The following is a 17,259-nucleotide window of genomic DNA, read 5'->3' on the forward strand; positions in this document are numbered from 1 at the left end:
ACTGACCAAAGGCGCACACATGAAAATCGCATTTCAAATGGACCCGATCGCAGACGTAAACATCGATGCGGACAGCTCGTTTCGTTTGGCTGAAGAAGCACAATCGAGAGGGCATGAGCTCTTTTATTACGCGCCGGACCAACTTGCTTACCAAGAAGGTCGCGTGACGGCGCGTGGGCACGATTTCACAGTTCAACGCATCCAAGGTGATCATGTGCATTTCGGGCAAGAACGTGAAGTCGATCTTTCTGAGATGGATGTGATCTGGCTGCGCCAAGACCCCCCTTTCGATATGAACTACATTACGACGACGCATATTTTGGATCGTTTGCACCCTCAAACGCTTGTCGTGAACGATCCTTTTTGGGTGCGTAACTATCCCGAAAAGCTATTGGTTCTTGATTTTCCTGATCTGACACCACCGACAACGATCGCGCGCGATTTGGACACCATTAAAGCGTTCAAAGCGAAGCATAATGATGTGATTTTAAAGCCGCTTTACGGCAACGGCGGCGCGGGCGTTTTCAGGCTTGATGCAAATGATCGCAACTTAACGTCGCTGCACGAACTTTTCACAGGCTTTAGCCGAGAGCCGCTGATCGTGCAGAAATTCCTGCCGGATGTTTCCAATGGGGATAAGCGTGTGATCCTTGTGGATGGCGAACCTGTTGGTGCCATCAATCGCGTACCCGCCAAAGGAGAAACACGCTCGAACATGCATGTTGGGGGTCGTCCTGAAAAAGTTGGTTTGACTGAGCGCGATCTAGAGATTTGCGCGCGTATCGGCCCGCTGCTGCGCGAGAAAGGTCAGGTTTTTGTCGGGATCGACGTGATTGGCGACTATTTAACAGAAATTAATGTGACGTCGCCTACGGGTATCCAAGAGCTCGAACGCTTTGACGGCGTGAACATTGCGGAAAAGATCTGGCAAGCCATAGAGGCGAAGCGCGCATAATCACGCGGTTTCAAAACTCGACAGACGAAAACTCAACGCCTCTGCAACATGTGCGGGGGCAATACTTGGACTGTCATCAAGATCAGAAATCGTCCGCGCTACCCTTAAAATGCGGTGATATCCGCGCGCGCTGAGCCCAAACCGTTCAGCACCTTTCGTCAAAAGTGCTTTGCCTTCAGCACATAGCGCGGTGGTTTCTTTCAAGACTTCCCCGTCTGCATCTGCGTTGGTGCGCATCCAGTCGTGTCCTTCGTATCTTGCGTCTTGCACCATGCGGGCTGCGTTGACGCGCTGCGCAATGTCGCTGCTTTTTTCACCCGAATTCGGCAGGTCTAGATCGGTAAAGTGCACAGGTGGGACTTCTATGCGTAAATCAAAGCGATCCATCAGCGGTCCCGAAATTCTGCCCATATAGTCTTGTGCGCAAAGTGGCATTTTTGAGCAGGCACGCGCTGGATCAAATGCATAGCCACAGCGGCATGGATTGGCCGCTGCAACGAGCATAAAGCGACAAGGGTATTTGATATGCGCATTTGCGCGGGCAATCATGACTTCGCCAGTTTCGATGGGTTGGCGGAGCGTTTCCAAGACTTGGCGTGGGAATTCAGGAAACTCGTCCATAAACAAAACGCCATTGTGCGCGAGCGACACTTCCCCCGGTTTTGCACTGCGGCCACCGCCGATAATTGCTGCCATGGAGGCGGTATGATGGGGTTCGCGAAAAGGGCGCGTGCGTGAAATACCCCCCTCATCCAACAAACCAGAGAGCGAATGTATCATAGAAGTTTCTAGCGCTTCCATTGGACTAAGCGGAGGCAACAGACCGGGAAGGCGCGCGGCCAGCATCGATTTACCCGAACCGGGCGTGCCCACCAAGAGGAGATGATGACGTCCGGCCGCTGCAATTTCGAGCGCGCGTTTGGCGCGTTCTTGCCCTTTTACGTCTCGCAAATCTTTCCTGTTTCCTAAGTCGGAAACTGTCCCCGGTTCTGCGGGTGGCAGTGGGCTTTGACCTGTAAAATGACGGATCACATCAGCAAGAGTTTTCGCTGCGATAACTTGGGCAGCGCCGACCCAAGCCGCTTCAGCACCGGAGGCAGCAGGGCACAAGAGCGTTCGTTCTTCGCGTGCCGCGGTCATTGCGGCGGGAAGGGCTCCGACGACGGGAACCAAAGCTCCGTCTAAGGACAGCTCACCTAGCGAAATTGTGCGCTCAACCTCATCAGTCGGTAAGATGTCTAGCGCAGCAAGCAATGCCATGGCGATGGGGAGATCGAAGTGTGACCCCTCTTTAGGTAAGTCTGCAGGGGAGAGGTTAATCGTGATACGCTTGGAAGGTAGAGCGATGGACAACGAAGAAAGTGCGGCGCGAACGCGGTCGCGTGCTTCGGAAACAGCTTTGTCGGGCAACCCAACGATAGAAAATGCGGGCAGTCCCGGAGTGACAGCGCATTGAACTTCAACAGAGCGAGCACTTACGCCTTCAAACGCGACAGTGTAGGCGTGTGCGACCATTTGGGTTTCTCCGGTTAACCACAATGGCGTAACGGAGAAACCCTTTAGGAAGAGTTAACTGAAACCTACACCAGCGCCATGAATGCGGGCCAAGCCTCTGGGTCGGCAACTGTTTTATCGCGGCAAAACGGATTGCAGAAACCGAAGGTGCGGCCGTCCATTTGCATGAAATGTGTTGGTGCTTTGCCAGAGTAAGGGCATGCGTCGTTTTCACTAGGGCCTGTTTCAACTGCTATGGCGGCCCTTGGTGTTGGGCCTGGCCAATCAGTTTGGGGATAGTCCTTTCGATACCATGGCAGATCGGGGCCATGTACAAGACCCATCGCGCGCCAACGCCGAAAGGCGGGATCTGCAAGATGCGCGGCGACATAAGCAGCACCGTGTTCGCCAATGGGTAAGGAGTATCCAGCAATGCGTCCTGCGACTGGCGCAAAGAAGGCATCCGCTGCCGAATAGTCGCCGAATAACCAAGGGCCGTCAGATGTGCGCTGGGCGCGTGCGTGGCTCCAAATTTGTTCGAGTCGTGCAAGATCCGCGAGGACCGTGTCAGAAGGGGAAGCGTCGGAGTAGCAAACGCGCAGGCTCATCGGGCAATCGTTTCGTAGGGCTGTGAAGCCGCTTGCCATTTCTGCTAGCAAGGTGCGTGCCGTTGCCCGGGCAACAGGATCGCTGGGCCAAATGCCAGCCTCTGGGTGGCGCACGGCGAGTTCTTCAGCGATCGCCGCAGACTCGGAGATGACAGCACCGTCATCGCAGACCAGCGTTGGGACTGTGCGCGCGGTGCCAACCTGTGCCATTTGTTCAGCAACGTCTTTTTTAATAAAAGGGATCATGGTTTTTCGCGCAGTCAGCCCAAAACGGTGAACAAGTAGCCACCCGCGAAGGGACCAGCTCGAGTAGGCGTAATCGCCAATATAAAGATCATAATTCATGCAGCAGATCGTAAGTGTGAGATTACGGACTGATCAAACAAGAATTTGTGGCGCGTTGCATCACGGACAGTGATTGATGACGCCGGTGTGCCATGTTCCGTCCTTGACGATCACTTCCGTGATTGAAAGATTGTCGATTTTTTGCGCAAAAGTTTCATAGCTTTGAAGCCCCGTTGCGCGCTGGAGCTGACTTAAGACAACTCCAAAATGACAAACGACAATCAGGTCACTGCGATACTCCGCAAGTAAATTGTCAATGGTGGGCGAGACACGTGCGCGCACTTGATTCCAGCTTTCCCCATTTGGCGGTGCGATATCGCCGGGCTGTTCATAAAACGCGCGCACTTGGTCTGGTGAATGTGCAGAGACATCTTTGAAGCCAAGGTTTTCCCAATCGCCAAAGTGCATTTCGCGCAGGGAAGGGTCATGGGGAAGGCGCGTTCGCCTTTTTTCGATAGCATTGGCGGTTTCGATTGTTCTGATCAGATCGGATGATACGATCCGCGCATCGTTGGGAAGGTATGCATCAAGCCTTTGTAACGCTGCAGTGTCGGAAAGGTCTGCGGGTAGATCAGTCCAGCCAATCATGCCTTTGGCATGGGTAGGTCCGTGGCGCACTAGGAATAGACGCTGCATTTAAAGAGCTCCCTTCAAAACATTGGGCAAGCCAGCAACAATATTGACGACCGTATCTGCCGCAGCTGCCAAGTGTTGATTCAGCTCGCCTTGTTTCTGGCGAAACCGGCGTGAAAGTGCGTCGGCGGGGACAATGCCAAGACCAAGCTCGTTCGTAACGATAACGCAGTCAGCCTTGCTAGCCCTTAGTCCTGCGATTAAAGCCGTTTCGGCTGCATTCAGATCAGTCTCATCCATAAGATGGTTCATCAACCACATCGTTGCGCAATCAAGAAGGACGACTTCGGATGCTGTGCGTTGCAACAAGATTTTTTCTGGTGTCAGCGGCGTTTCCAGTGTTTCCCAGCCGGCCCCACGCATTTCTTTGTGTCGCGCAACTTTTTGTTCCATTTCCCCGTCAAGCACGCGTGCGGTGGCCAAATAAACACGACTTTTATGAGTATTTACAACAAGGTTCTCCGCATATGCAGACTTCCCAGATGCAGCGCCACCAATCACTAAAGTGAGATTGTTAGACATTTTTTAACACTCCGTGTGATCCGGTTTCGTTTCCTGTGCGTAACTTGAATAACTCGCGATTGAAACCAATGGCGATGCAGATACAGTTTAAGGGGGAACAAGATGGCACTGGACAACGCAGGCGACGCACGGTTTTCACGAAAAGCGATGAAGGCAGAAATGCTTGACGCTGAAACTGAATTGAAACTTGCATATGCTTGGCGCGATGAGCGCTGCGAGGCGTCACTTCATCGCTTAATCAATGCATACATGCGCTTGGCGATTTCCATGGCTTCAAAGTTCCGCCGGTATGGAGCACCGATGAACGACCTGATCCAAGAGGCGGGTTTAGGTTTGATGAAAGCCGCAGATAAGTTTGATCCGGACCGCGGTGTACGTTTCTCGACATATGCGGTTTGGTGGATCAAAGCGTCCATTCAGGATCACGTGATGCGCAACTGGTCTATGGTGCGCACAGGCTCTACCTCCTCACAAAAATCATTGTTCTTTAACATGCGCCGTGTGCAAGCGCGTCTTGAGCGCGAAGCAATGCAGCGCGGCGAAGAACTAGACCGCCATCAGCTACATCAGCTGATTTCGACGGAAATTGGCGTGCCTATGAATGACGTTGAAATGATGCACGGTCGTTTGTCAGGTTCTGATTTCTCTTTGAACGCAACCCAATCAGTCGAAGACGAAGGTCGCGAATGGATTGACGCACTTGAGGATGACGGCGCGCAAGCCGAAGAGATCGTTGAGAACGAGCATGACACAGCGCAACTACGCGAATGGCTGCTCGGCGCGATGAATGCTTTGAATGAGCGTGAGCGGTTCATTGTGCGCGAACGCAAATTGCTGGATGAGCCGCGTACTTTGGAAAGCCTTGGTAACGAGTTGGGATTGTCCAAAGAACGAATTCGTCAGTTGGAAGCCGCGGCATTCCAAAAGATGCGTAAGTCATTGGAGGCAGCAAGCGGCGAAGTTCAGGCCTTCCTCGCTTAAGAAGAGCGCACTTGTAGAGCCTGCGCGCGCCGCTTAGCTTGGTGGCAACACATTTGAAGGCGCGCGCATGCTAAACTCTAAACATATCTTATTGATCATAGGTGGTGGAATTGCCGCTTACAAATCGCTCGATCTAATTAGAAGGTTGCGAGAACGCGGCGCTTCAGTGACGCCGGTTTTGACGCGCGCGGGGAGCGAGTTTGTCACGCCCTTGTCTGTTTCCGCTCTGGCGGGGACCGAAGTGCACAGTGATTTGTTTGACCTCACCAAAGAGGCAGAGATGGGGCACATCCAATTATCACGATCCGCTGACTTGTTAGTGGTAGCTCCCGGTACCGCAGATTTGATGGCGAAGATGGCCCAGGGACGTGCAGATGATTTGGCCTCGACCCTGCTTCTTGCCACAGACACGCCCGTGCTTGTCGCGCCATCAATGAATGTGCGTATGTGGGACCATCCAGCAACTCAACGCAATGTCGCGACATTGAAAGCGGATGGTGTGCGTTTTGTAGGGCCCAATGAGGGTGATATGGCTTGCGGTGAATATGGCCCCGGACGCATGGCAGAGCCTTTGGAAATTGTTGCAGCTATCGAAGCGCAGTTTGGGAATGGCCCTTTGACGGGCAAGCGGCTTTTGGTGACTTCTGGTCCAACTCATGAGCCGATTGACCCTGTTCGCTACATCGCGAACCGCTCCTCTGGCGCGCAGGGGACAGCGCTTGCAGCGGCATTGGTGAAGCTGGGCGCTGAGATCGTGTTTGTAACCGGTCCTGCAGATGTTGCTCCACCGAAGGGTGTTGAGGTTGTTAAGGTGCAAAGTGCTTTGGAGATGCAGAATGCTGTTGAAGCGGCTCTGCCCGTGGATGCGGGCGTGTTCGCAGCCGCTGTGGCTGACTGGCGCGTTGCATCGTCGAGCGAGTCCAAGATTAAGAAAAAGAACGGAAAATTGCCTGTTCTAGAGTTTGCGGAAAATCCCGATATTCTGGCTCAGGTTAGTCAAATGGACGTTGGCCGGCCTGCTTTGGTTGTTGGGTTTGCCGCGGAAACGGACGACGTGATTGCGAACGCGACGGCCAAGCGCAAGCGCAAAGGATGTGATTGGATTGTCGCCAATGATGTTTCGCCGGCGACTGGGATCATGGGCGGCAGCGAGAATGACGTCACCTTAATCTCTGAGAGTGGATCGGAGGATTGGCCACGCATGGGTAAACAGGCTGTAGCAGATCGTTTGGCGCTAAAGATTGCTGAGGCTTTGGCCGTTTGAGACCGTTGGATTTGAGTTTATCTGGAAAAATGAAGGGTCTCTTCGATGCGCATTGAAATCATGTGGGATGAAGGGGCTGATACGTCTTTGGGCTTGCCTTTTTATGCGAGTTCCGGCGCGGCGGGCGCGGATATTCGTGCGAATTTTGCGGATCGTGGGTCTGTCGTTTTGCAATCAGGCGCGCGCGCATTAGTGCCAACAGGATTAAGGCTTTCTGTCCCGTCTGGGTTTGAAGTTCAGCTCCGACCCCGTTCGGGATTGGCGTTGAAGCATGGTATTACATTGCCCAACACGCCTGGGACTATTGATAGTGACTATCGTGGTCCTTTGGGGGTGATTGTGATGAACGCGGGGGCGGAAGCGTTTGAAATTGAGCATGGCGCGCGTATCGCGCAGATGATTGTCGCGCCAGTGATTCAAGCAGATTTCGAATTGGTGCAAACCTTGGGCGAGACAGAGCGCGGCTCTGCTGGTTTTGGGTCAACGGGACGCATTTGATGCTTTTGTTTTTGGCGATTTCAGCTGCAATGTATGGCCTTGGTGCCTTGATGGGGGCACCCAAAGGGCAGCGCTGGGCGTTGATCTTAATTCTGTTTGTGGCAATCGTTGGGATACTACTGATCTTTCCCGAAGAGCACGCGTTGCGCGCCGCATTTGGCGGCAATGCAGAGCCCTATCTCTTACTTGGTGGTTTTGCCGCACTGGTCGTCGCGTATCGCGCTATCTTGGTTCGGTTGCGCGCGCGCATTGAGACTAAGCCAGAGACAGAAACGCCCCAAACTGGCAGTTTTTCCGCGACAGAGCTTGATCGATACGCGCGCCATATCGTGCTGCGCGAGGTTGGTGGGCCTGGGCAAAAGAAGCTAAAGAACGCGAAAATGCTGGTGATCGGGGCAGGTGGGCTTGGTGCGCCTGCGTTGCAATATTTGGCGGCAGCCGGTGTTGGTTTGATTGGCGTCATTGATGATGACGAGGTTGAGAACGCCAACTTGCAAAGGCAGGTCATTCACCGCGACGCCGATATTGGTGTGCCCAAAGTCTTTTCCGCACAAAACGCCATGCTCGCGCAAAACCCGCATATCGAGGTGCGCCCCTACCATCGTCGTTTGAGCAAAGATATCGCAGATGAGTTGTTCGACGAATATGATTTGATCCTTGATGGGACCGATAATTTTGAAACGAGATATTTGGTGAATGAGGCGGCTGTGCGTTCTGGAAAGCCATTGATTTCCGGTGCCTTAAGCCAATGGGAAGGGCAGTTAAGTGTGTTCGACCCACAGGGCGGAACCCCTTGCTATCAATGTATTTTTCCGAGCGCACCTGCGCCAGAGCTCGCACCATCTTGTGCGCAAGCGGGGGTTATTGGGCCCTTGCCCGGTGTCATTGGCGCGATGATGGCGCAAGAGGCGATTAAGCTCATAACGGGGGCAGGGCACGTATTGCGCAATGAGATGCTTATATATGACGGTCTTTATGGCGAGACCCGTAAAATGACGCTGAAGCCGCGCGCTGATTGCCCGATTTGTAGCCATTGAAGGAATCCAGAGGACGCGCCATAGTACTATCAACTTAAGTAAGGAGATCACTATGAAACGCGCAACACTTTTGGCGGCACTTGGCTTTGCAGCGATCGCAAATGTCGCCACAGCTGGTGGGCATTTGCCCAATTTGGACGGGCGCGAAGTCGTCTTTGTTACTGAGAACGCATATCCTCCGCTGCAGTTCATTGAGCCGGGGACCGGTAATGCGATCGGCTGGGAGTATGACGCGGTTGCCGAGATCGCCGAGCGCATCAAAATCACGGTGGTCTACGAAAATATTTCTTGGGACGCGATGATCCCCGCAGTGTCGAGTGGTCAGTTTGATGTCGGTATGACCGGGATAACGATCCGTGAAGATCGTAAGGAGAAGGTCGATTTCTCTGACAAATATATGACGTCAGAAATGGTCATGATGGTGCGTGGCGATGAAGAGCGTTTTGTGGATGCTGCAAGTTTCGCGGCCAATGATGATTTGCTGATGGCCGCGCAGCCCGGCACCACACCGTTTTACGTGGGTGTTTATGATGTGCTTGATGGCAATGAAGCCAACCCGCGTATTCAGTTAATGGAAACCTTCGGTGCAACAGTCCAAGCGCTGCGCACGGGCGATGTTGACCTGGTTCTGACGGACGGTACTGCTGGCAATGGGTATGTGGACGCCTCTGATGGTGGGCTGAAGATCATCGGGGAAAAGTTGGGCACAGAAGACTTCGGTTTTATTTTCCCCAAAGGCAGCGATCTGGTTGAATCGATAAACGCCGCGATTGCAGATATGACAAGCGATGGCACAATCGATGCGCTGAACAAAAAATGGTTCCTCGATTATAAATTGGGTGGCTAAGCTGAACTTCCAAAAGGCGCTTCGTTTGAAAGCGCCTTTTTTGCAGGCGATATCCCTCAAATGATTCCTACTCCTCAGCAGGATAATGATTTCCCCTGGTGGCTTTTGGCGGCTGGTGCGATTGGGGCGTTTTTCCTTTTTCAGATCTTTACGGATGAACTGCATTCACAAATCCTTGGAACGCTGAGCAAGGGTGTGAAAATCACAGTATTTGTAACGCTTGTTGGATTTGCTTTGGCGTCTGTCCTCGGGCTTTTGCTCGCACTTGGCTCCATGTCGAAGTATTTGATTGTGCGCCAAATTACGCGGTTCTACGTGGAAATTGTGCGCGGCATACCGATGATGGTGTTGTTGCTCTATGTTGCCTTTGTGCTTGCTCCCGCGCTCGTGGCGTTGCGCAACTATCTGGGTGATGCAATTGGGCTTGATCCGATCCGCATGCGCGACTTTTCACTGCTTTGGCGTGCGACAATTGCACTTATGATTGGCTACTCCGCCTTTATCGCAGAGGTTTTTCGGGCAGGTCTGTTGGCGGTTGATCCAGGCCAGATCGAGGCTGCGAATTCTCTCGGTCTTAGTCGCTGGCAGCGCTTCAGGTTTATCGTTTTTCCTCAAGCCATCCGGATGATCCTGCCGCCATTAGGCAATGATTTTATCGCTATGATCAAAGACAGCTCGCTGGTCTCTGTCTTGGGGGTGCTGGATGTCACCCAGCTTGGCAAGGTGACGGCTGCGGGCAACTTTCGCTACTTTGAAACCTACAATGTCGTTGCCTTGGTGTATCTGTTCATGACAGTGACCTTGTCACTTTTGTTACGCCGCTTGGAAGCGCATTTGCGTAACAAGCACAGCTGACCCTAGAAACTCCTGTCTGCGCGCCCTAGGTGTGCATAAAAGGAGAGTATCATGACAAACCCCCTGCTCCAAGATTGGACAACGCCGTTTCAAATCGCACCGTTTGCAGAGATCAGTGATGATGACTTCGCCCCGGCGCTAGAGGAGGCGTTAGCAGCACATCTGGCAGAGATTGATGCGATAGCGCAGAATCCAGTTGCTCCCACCTTCGAGAATACGATCGAAGCAATGGAAGGTGCGGGCGAGATGCTTGGCAATGTGCTGTCGGTTTTTTACACAATTGCAGGTGCTGACAGCAATCCGAAGCGGCAAGAATTACAGCGCGACTTCTCACCCAAGCTCTCTGCACATAGTTCAGCGATAAATGGCAATGCCGCTTTGTTTGCGCGCGTTGAAACCCTTTGGGCTGCGCGCGACACTCTTGATCTTAATGAAGAACAAGCGCGCGTTTTGATGCTCACGCACCGAGGATTTGTGCGGGCAGGGGCCGCGCTGACAGGCGATAATGACGCGACAATGACCAAGGTGAAGTCGCGCCTCGCGGTGCTCGGGACGGAGTTTGTGCAGAACCTGCTCAAGGATGAATCGGACTGGGTTATGCCGCTATCCGAAGAGGCACTGGCCGAACTGCCTGAGTTTGTTCAGGACGCGGCGCAAGCCGCGGGAACTGACAAGGATGCTGGTGGCCCAGTTGTGACCCTGTCGCGGTCCTTGATCGTACCATTTTTGCAATTTAGTCCGCGTCGTGATTTGCGCGAAAAGGCTTATAATGCATGGGCTGCACGCGGGGCCAATGGCGGCGAAACTGACAATCGTGGTATAGCCGGTGAGACGTTGAAGCTGCGCGAAACGCGGGCCAAGTTGCTCGGCTATCCAGACTTTGCGCATTACAAGCTTGAAACGGAGATGGCAGGTACGCCTGACGCTGTGCGTGATCTGTTGATGCAAGTTTGGGAGCCCGCGAAAGCACAGGCAAACAAGGATGCAGCGATACTGGAGAACTTGCTTCATAAAGATGGTTTTGAAGGCCCGCTGGAACCATGGGATTGGCGCTATTATTCTGAGGCACGCCGCAAGGCCGAGCATGATCTAGACGAAGCAATTCTGAAGCCATACCTTCAGTTGGAACGCATGATAGATGCCAGTTTTTCCTGTGCGTCCCGTCTTTTCGGCCTTGAGTTTAAGGAATTGGATCTTCCTCTTTATCACGAGGATTGCCGCGTTTGGGAGGTCACCAAAAAAGGTGAACACATAGCGTTGTTCATCGGCGATTATTTCGCGCGGGGCTCAAAACGATCCGGTGCGTGGTGCTCTGCGATGCGGGCGCAAGCGCGCAAGCCAAAGCGTCAAACGCCGATTGTTATTAACGTGTGTAACTTTGCGAAGCCATCCGCTGGCAAGCCGGCACTTCTCAGCTATGATGATGCGCGCACTTTGTTCCATGAGTTCGGCCATGCGTTGCATCAAATGCTCTCCGACGTGGAGTATGAAAGCGTTTCTGGCACCTCGGTCGCACGTGATTTTGTAGAACTTCCAAGCCAGCTTTATGAACACTGGCTAGAGGTTCCGGAGGTCTTGTCAGAATTTGCCACGCACGCAGATACAGGTGAGCCGATGCCACAAGAATTGCTCGACAAAGTACTGGGTGCCGCGACCTATGATATGGGTTTTGCGACAGTGGAATATGTCGCATCTGCCTTGGTAGACTTGGCATTCCACGTTGGCGATGCGCCTGCTGACCCGATGCAAAAACAAGCGCAAGTTCTAGAAAGTATTGGCATGCCCCACGCAATTGGTATGCGCCACGCTACACCGCAATTTGCCCATGTCTTTGCTGGCGACGGATATTCCAGCGGCTATTACAGCTATATGTGGTCAGAGGTGATGGATGCAGATGCGTTCGAAGCGTTTGAGGAAATCGGTGATCCATTCGATACTCAAACAGCCAAACGCCTCGCGGACACTGTGCTTAGCTCTGGTGGATCAAAAGATGCAAAGGAGCTCTACTTAGCTTTCCGTGGCCGTATGCCGGGCGTGGACGCTTTGTTGAAAGGGCGTGGCCTCGCGGCATGAATTTATCGCGTTAACCTTTACGTTTGCAAAGGTTAACGCGCCCAGCTTTTGCCTGCGTGTGCTGCTTCATTTTTCAAGATAAACTCATTTCGAACCTGTCATTTTGCGCAAACAAGCGAAAAAGATGGTGTATCCTTCGATCTGCAAAATTCTTTCAATTCTGCCTGTTGACTCATCTCAAAACCATTCCTACTTATGCGTCGTTAGCACTCAGGGACTACGAGTGCTAACGCCTCTCTCAAGAGGGGCAAGAATTGAAACCCTTTGAGCTTAAGGAGCTGCAAAGATGGCATTGAAACCGCTTCACGACCGCGTGTTGGTTCGCCGTACAGAAGGCGAAGAAAAAACTGCTGGCGGATTGATCATCCCCGATAGCGCAAAAGAAAAGCCTGCTGAGGGCGTCATCGTCGCTTGTGGCGACGGTGCACGTAAAGACAGCGGCGAGCTGATCGAGATGGCTGTAAAAGACGGCGATCGCGTGTTGTTCGGCAAATGGTCCGGCACAGAAGTTTCTGTCGACGGCGAAGAGCTGCTGATGATGAAAGAGAGCGATATTCTAGGTATCCTGTCTTAATTGACAGCCCTTTTCGCTTTTACACCAATTTAAATAGGAGCATTCACAATGGCTGCTAAAGACGTCAAATTCGACACAGACGCCCGTAATAAGATGCTGAACGGCGTCAACATTCTGGCTGACGCTGTCAAAGTTACACTTGGCCCAAAGGGTCGTAACGTCCTTCTGGACAAGTCCTTCGGCGCGCCGCGCATCACGAAAGACGGTGTGTCTGTCGCTAAAGAGATCGAGCTTGAAGACAAGTTCGAGAACATGGGCGCGCAGATGGTTAAAGAAGTTGCCTCGCGTACAAACGACGAAGCGGGCGACGGCACAACAACTGCAACAGTTCTGGCACAAGCGATCGTTCGCGAAGGTCTGAAATCCGTTGCAGCTGGCATGAACCCAATGGATCTCAAGCGCGGCATCGACCTCGCGACATCCAAAGTGGTTGAAGCGATCCAAGCGGCAGCACGCCCAGTGTCCGACTCCGATGAAGTTGCTCAGGTCGGCACGATCTCTGCAAACGGCGAAGCTGAAATCGGTCGTCAGATCGCAGACGCGATGCAGAAAGTCGGCAACGAAGGCGTTATCACTGTTGAAGAGAACAAAGGCCTCGAGACAGAGACAGACGTTGTTGAAGGCATGCAGTTCGACCGCGGTTACCTGTCCCCTTACTTCGTGACAAACCCTGACAAGATGACAGCAGAGCTTGAAGACTGCATGATCTTGCTGCACGAGAAGAAACTGTCTTCTTTGCAGGCAATGGTTCCGCTCTTGGAATCTGTGATCCAGTCCCAGAAGCCACTTTTGATCATTGCAGAAGATGTTGAAGGCGAAGCGCTTGCAACTCTCGTTGTGAACAAACTGCGCGGCGGTCTGAAAATCGCAGCTGTCAAAGCACCTGGTTTCGGCGATCGCCGCAAAGCAATGCTTCAGGACATCGCGATCCTTACAGGCGGTCAGGTTATCTCCGAAGATCTCGGCATGAAGCTCGAGAACGTGACGATGGACATGCTTGGCACAGCCAAGAAAATCCAGATCACAAAAGACGAGACAACAATCGTTGACGGCAACGGCGAGAAGGCAGAGATCGAAGCACGTGTTGCTCAGATCCGTGGCCAGATCGACGAAACAGCGTCTGACTACGATCGTGAAAAGCTGCAAGAGCGTGTTGCGAAACTCGCAGGCGGTGTTGCTGTTATCCGCGTTGGCGGCATGACAGAAATCGAAGTCAAAGAGCGTAAAGACCGCGTTGACGATGCACTGAACGCGACCCGCGCCGCGGTTCAAGAAGGTGTTGTTGTTGGTGGTGGTGTTGCTCTGGTTCAGGGTGCAAAAGCACTCGACGGCCTTGAGGGTGCAAACAACGATCAGACTGTTGGTATCAACATCGTTCGCAAAGCAATCGAAGCGCCTTTGCGCCAGATCGCTGAGAACGCTGGTGTTGACGGCGCGGTTGTTGCGGGCAAAATCCGTGAGAGCGATGACCTGACATTCGGCTTCAACGCACAGACAGAAGAGTATGGCGACATGTTCAAGTTTGGCGTGATTGACCCTGCAAAAGTTGTGCGTACAGCGCTTCAGGACGCAGCATCCGTTGGTTCCTTGCTGATCACAACCGAAGCAATGGTTGCGGACAAGCCTGAGAAGGGTGGCGTTGCTGGCGGCGGCATGCCTGACATGGGCGGCATGGGCGGCATGGGCGGCATGATGTAAGCACATTCAACTTTGTTGAATTGCTAAATCAGCTCCCTTACCGGAACTAGATTCGGGGTCGCCTTCGAGCGGCCCCTTTTCGTTTGTATCTCACGATTTGTGCTTGCAAGGTGCGCAAATGACTTCTCGCAGCACCAAGGTAATAGATAGCTACAATCGCTACGCATCGCATTGGCAGCAGTTGCGTTCGAAGTCTTTGTTCGAAAAACCTTGGCTTGATAGGTTTTTGGGTGTCCTGCCTCAAACACCAACGATCCTTGATCTTGGGTGCGGGAATGGTGACCCGATTGCCCGTTATTTTTTGGAGCAAGGTGCGTCAGTGACTGGTGTGGACGGTGCTTGCGCGTTTATTGAGACTGCGAAAAACGCCTTGCCAGCTGCAAACTGGTTTGCACTCGATATGCGCGATCTTGATTTGTCGCAAAAATTTGACGGTGTTATTGCCTGGAACAGCTCGTTTCATCTGAGCCCAGATGAGCAGCGCGGCATGTTCAAAGTGTTTCAAAGTCATACAAGTCCGCGCGCTGCGTTGATGTTTACGAGCGGGACTGAATTTGGCGAAGTCACCGGCGAGTTAGCGGGTGAGCCAATATACTACGCCAGTTTGGATAATGAAGAGTACCGCGCGCTGCTTGTTGAGCATGGGTTTTCGCTGATTACTCATCGGGAAAAAGATGCCAGCTGTGGGGATCACACAATTTGGCTGGCGCGTCGCACGGGTTAGACACAAGGGCCACTTTGAAGTGACCCTTGTTTCATTTCATTTTAGCCTTGCTCAACCAAATGATTGCCAAAGGGATTGTCGATGACCATGAGCCATTCCCCATTGCTTTGACGGCGCAGCACTACAGTGGAAAATCCGTTTTCCTCGATTGAATGCCCATCCGGAGTTTGGCCACGCATCGTCCAAGTTGACGAATGCAGCGCGATATTACCCGCTTGAATAACCTCATGGCTATGAACCGTGATCTGGGGATTGATCGCCATGAAACCTGCAAATGCTTCGCGCAAAGCTGGACTACCCTGCGCTGTCATGCCCGGCTGGCCTACCAAAACGCCATTTTCCTCAAAGGTTGCAATAATCGCGTCCATGTCTCCTGCGCCTACGGCTGCGTTGTTTGCTTCGATAACTGCGTTGATCTGTGCGTTTTCCATGTGATGTCCTATCTGTGTTTGAATGTTTACAAGAACATCTCTACCGATAGGGACTGTCAGAAAGTGGCAGTAGTGATTAGCGCTGTTTACCTTTTGGCATTTCGGCCGATTCCAACTCTCGCCATTCTTTGATCAGATCATGCCGACGACGCGGATATCGTGCCTCCATCTCGGAGAGGGATTGCATTCGATCTGTGCGAAAATGCCGTATCTCTTCGCGCATCTCACACCAGGCAGAGATAAGTCGACCCCCTTCGAGATAGCTAATAAAGAAGGGCCAGATAATGCGTTCGCTGGTATTTCCACGCGCATCAGCGTAGGCAATTTTAACTTTATGCTCTTTATGAATAGCGCGCCGTAGGGCGGACACATCAACGTCTTCAGATGTCGCATGCCTGCTTGGCATAACCTCTAGATACTTCGCTTCTACCCTGTCAGTGAGCTCAACTGGCATAACGGCAGTCAGCCGTGCCATGGCTTTGCGGGCGGCTTCTGCCATTGGGCGATCCGCCTTGTCGGCGACCCAGAGGGAGCCAAGCACAAGCGCGTCGACCTCTTCAACGGTGAACATGATGGGTGGTAGTAAAAAGCCAGATTGCAGCATGTAGCCAACACCCGGTTCGCCTTCGATGACCGCCCCAAGCGCACGCAAGGAAGCGATATCACGGTAGAGCGTTCGGATTGAAACGTTCAAACGCTCCGCCAATTCAGTCCCCGCAACGGGACGGCGATGACTGCGAAACTCATCCATGAGGTTCAAAAGGCGCTCAGCACGTGAAATGCGTCTCTCCTATCATTTTGTCTGGAGTTTTTCGGAGTTTGTTATGACAACACATAAAAGGCAATCGGTATCGGTGCGATCGCCAATGCCATGGCCATGGCGAAATAGTACCACTTGAACAAGCCAGAAAGCCCCGCAATCAAGGCTATGCCGCCACCACCGCCTATCAGTGAGTTTCCAGGGGTGTTGAGTAAAATAACCAATGCAAGATAGCGGTAGCGCAGCAAAAACGGCGTTAATCGGTTTGGCGTTGTGTCCAACAGAAATTGAAGCCGTAATTTTGCCGGCTGATCTGCCATCTTTTCGAGAAGGTGGGAAACACGCGTCAAATTGAGCCATGCGGACCCTTTGGCAAGGAGATGCATCGGAATAAAGCGGCCCACCAAAAACGCGATCATCAATGCACAAAGCATACAGGCGTAGACGAGTGGCGCATACGTTCCGCCAAGCAAGACCAGCATGCCTATCCCAATTTCAGCACCTGGTACAAATGGCAGCGCGGAGGTAAGGGCAAAGACAAACGCGGTAATTGCGATCATCAAATGCAAGTTTGGCATATGTATCGTTGAGAACTCGATATTGGCGAGGTCTTTGATAACGCTCCCAAAATAAGCGCCACCTGTGATCAAGGCTGCATAGAAAAGACCAATGGCAATAATTCTAAGCGCAAGGTGCCAACGTGTAATTTGTGGATTAGGGTCAATCGACACATCGGCCTCCAGCGGGCGTACTCATTGAACCGATGCTAGTTCAACCTTGCCAATTGAGCCTGCGCCTTTTGTTGGTGCGTGGCAAGCGAAGCTGCGTGAACAGTTTCTTTCCACATTCGTTTCAAGCTTAAATGCCTATCAAATAATCACAGCGTTTTGACAACGATTTTCTGTTTGGGTTTGCTAAATTATGTCGCTTGCCGTATCGGAAACTTAGCCAACAAAAGAG

At 52.5% G+C, this 17,259-nt stretch carries 18 protein-coding genes; 11 read left to right on the forward strand and 7 right to left on the reverse strand.

All coding sequences use genetic code 11. The features are described from left to right. Positions 1–19 precede the first annotated feature (19 nt). Complete coding sequence (gene gshB / locus ACTG3Z_RS06295; RefSeq protein ID WP_439141977.1) at positions 20–955, forward strand: glutathione synthase; 936 nt, start codon at positions 20–22, stop codon at positions 953–955. On the opposite strand, the gene ACTG3Z_RS06300 is transcribed toward gshB, so the two are convergent. From ACTG3Z_RS06300 to cobU, 4 genes are all read right to left on the reverse strand, one after another. Beyond that, complete coding sequence (locus tag ACTG3Z_RS06300) at positions 956–2,470, reverse strand: YifB family Mg chelatase-like AAA ATPase (protein ID WP_439141979.1); 1,515 nt, start codon at positions 2,468–2,470, stop codon at positions 956–958. A gap of 65 nt (positions 2,471–2,535) precedes the next feature. After that, the gene (locus ACTG3Z_RS06305; protein ID WP_439141980.1) at positions 2,536–3,402 is read right to left on the reverse strand and encodes a glutathione S-transferase N-terminal domain-containing protein; all 867 of its coding nucleotides are present in this window, start codon (positions 3,400–3,402) and stop codon (positions 2,536–2,538) included. A 60-nt stretch (positions 3,403–3,462) separates the two neighbouring features. Beyond that, on the reverse strand, positions 3,463–4,038 hold the full coding sequence (locus ACTG3Z_RS06310) for a histidine phosphatase family protein (protein ID WP_439141982.1): 576 nt from the start codon (positions 4,036–4,038) through the stop codon (positions 3,463–3,465). Continuing rightward, positions 4,039–4,557: a bifunctional adenosylcobinamide kinase/adenosylcobinamide-phosphate guanylyltransferase gene (gene cobU / locus ACTG3Z_RS06315; RefSeq protein WP_439141984.1), complete on the reverse strand. Its 519-nt coding sequence runs from the start codon at positions 4,555–4,557 to the stop codon at positions 4,039–4,041. 102 nt (positions 4,558–4,659) lie between these two features. Between cobU and ACTG3Z_RS06320 the strand changes: the two genes are divergently transcribed. The 10 genes from ACTG3Z_RS06320 (at position 4,660) to ACTG3Z_RS06365 (ending at position 15,108) form a co-directional block, all read left to right on the forward strand. After that, positions 4,660–5,538 carry an RNA polymerase factor sigma-32 gene (locus ACTG3Z_RS06320; protein ID WP_439141985.1) on the forward strand — a complete coding sequence of 293 codons (879 nt, stop codon included), beginning with the start codon at positions 4,660–4,662 and terminating at the stop codon, positions 5,536–5,538. Between the two features lie 67 nt (positions 5,539–5,605). Further along, positions 5,606–6,802, forward strand: coding sequence for a bifunctional phosphopantothenoylcysteine decarboxylase/phosphopantothenate--cysteine ligase CoaBC (gene coaBC, locus ACTG3Z_RS06325; RefSeq protein ID WP_439141986.1), 1,197 nt, complete (start codon positions 5,606–5,608; stop codon positions 6,800–6,802). A gap of 45 nt (positions 6,803–6,847) precedes the next feature. Beyond that, complete coding sequence (gene dut / locus ACTG3Z_RS06330) at positions 6,848–7,300, forward strand: dUTP diphosphatase (RefSeq protein WP_439141987.1); 453 nt, start codon at positions 6,848–6,850, stop codon at positions 7,298–7,300. Beyond that, the gene (locus ACTG3Z_RS06335) at positions 7,300–8,337 is read left to right on the forward strand and encodes a HesA/MoeB/ThiF family protein (RefSeq protein ID WP_439141989.1); all 1,038 of its coding nucleotides are present in this window, start codon (positions 7,300–7,302) and stop codon (positions 8,335–8,337) included. The genes dut and ACTG3Z_RS06335 overlap by 1 nt, the downstream gene beginning before the upstream one ends. Positions 8,338–8,389: 52 nt before the next feature. Then, positions 8,390–9,184 (forward strand): transporter substrate-binding domain-containing protein, encoded by a 795-nt coding sequence (locus ACTG3Z_RS06340; RefSeq protein WP_439141990.1) that lies wholly within the window; start codon positions 8,390–8,392, stop codon positions 9,182–9,184. Positions 9,185–9,244: 60 nt separating this feature from the next. Next, positions 9,245–10,039 (forward strand): amino acid ABC transporter permease, encoded by a 795-nt coding sequence (locus ACTG3Z_RS06345; protein ID WP_439141991.1) that lies wholly within the window; start codon positions 9,245–9,247, stop codon positions 10,037–10,039. A 51-nt stretch (positions 10,040–10,090) separates the two neighbouring features. Then, a complete protein-coding gene (locus ACTG3Z_RS06350; protein ID WP_439141992.1) occupies positions 10,091–12,112 on the forward strand; it encodes a M3 family metallopeptidase in 2,022 nt (673 codons plus the stop codon). Between the two features lie 286 nt (positions 12,113–12,398). Next, positions 12,399–12,686 carry a co-chaperone GroES gene (locus ACTG3Z_RS06355; protein ID WP_439141993.1) on the forward strand — a complete coding sequence of 96 codons (288 nt, stop codon included), beginning with the start codon at positions 12,399–12,401 and terminating at the stop codon, positions 12,684–12,686. Positions 12,687–12,734: 48 nt separating this feature from the next. Then, positions 12,735–14,384, forward strand: a complete 1,650-nt coding sequence (gene groL, locus ACTG3Z_RS06360) for a chaperonin GroEL (protein ID WP_439141994.1) — start codon at positions 12,735–12,737, stop codon at positions 14,382–14,384. A 118-nt stretch (positions 14,385–14,502) separates the two neighbouring features. Further along, positions 14,503–15,108, forward strand: coding sequence for a class I SAM-dependent methyltransferase (locus tag ACTG3Z_RS06365; protein WP_439141995.1), 606 nt, complete (start codon positions 14,503–14,505; stop codon positions 15,106–15,108). Between the two features lie 41 nt (positions 15,109–15,149). Here ACTG3Z_RS06365 and ACTG3Z_RS06370 read toward each other — a convergent pair whose 3' ends face one another. The 3 genes from ACTG3Z_RS06370 to ACTG3Z_RS06380 form a co-directional block, all read right to left on the reverse strand. Continuing rightward, positions 15,150–15,539: a YybH family protein gene (locus ACTG3Z_RS06370; protein ID WP_439141996.1), complete on the reverse strand. Its 390-nt coding sequence runs from the start codon at positions 15,537–15,539 to the stop codon at positions 15,150–15,152. 76 nt (positions 15,540–15,615) lie between these two features. Next, the gene (locus ACTG3Z_RS06375) at positions 15,616–16,299 is read right to left on the reverse strand and encodes a helix-turn-helix transcriptional regulator (protein ID WP_439141997.1); all 684 of its coding nucleotides are present in this window, start codon (positions 16,297–16,299) and stop codon (positions 15,616–15,618) included. A gap of 62 nt (positions 16,300–16,361) precedes the next feature. Further along, positions 16,362–17,030 (reverse strand): hypothetical protein, encoded by a 669-nt coding sequence (locus ACTG3Z_RS06380; protein WP_439141998.1) that lies wholly within the window; start codon positions 17,028–17,030, stop codon positions 16,362–16,364. Positions 17,031–17,259 lie beyond the last annotated feature (229 nt).

The sequence above is a fragment of the Planktotalea sp. genome, assembly GCF_965659345.1.
GTDB lineage: Bacteria > Pseudomonadota > Alphaproteobacteria > Rhodobacterales > Rhodobacteraceae > Planktotalea.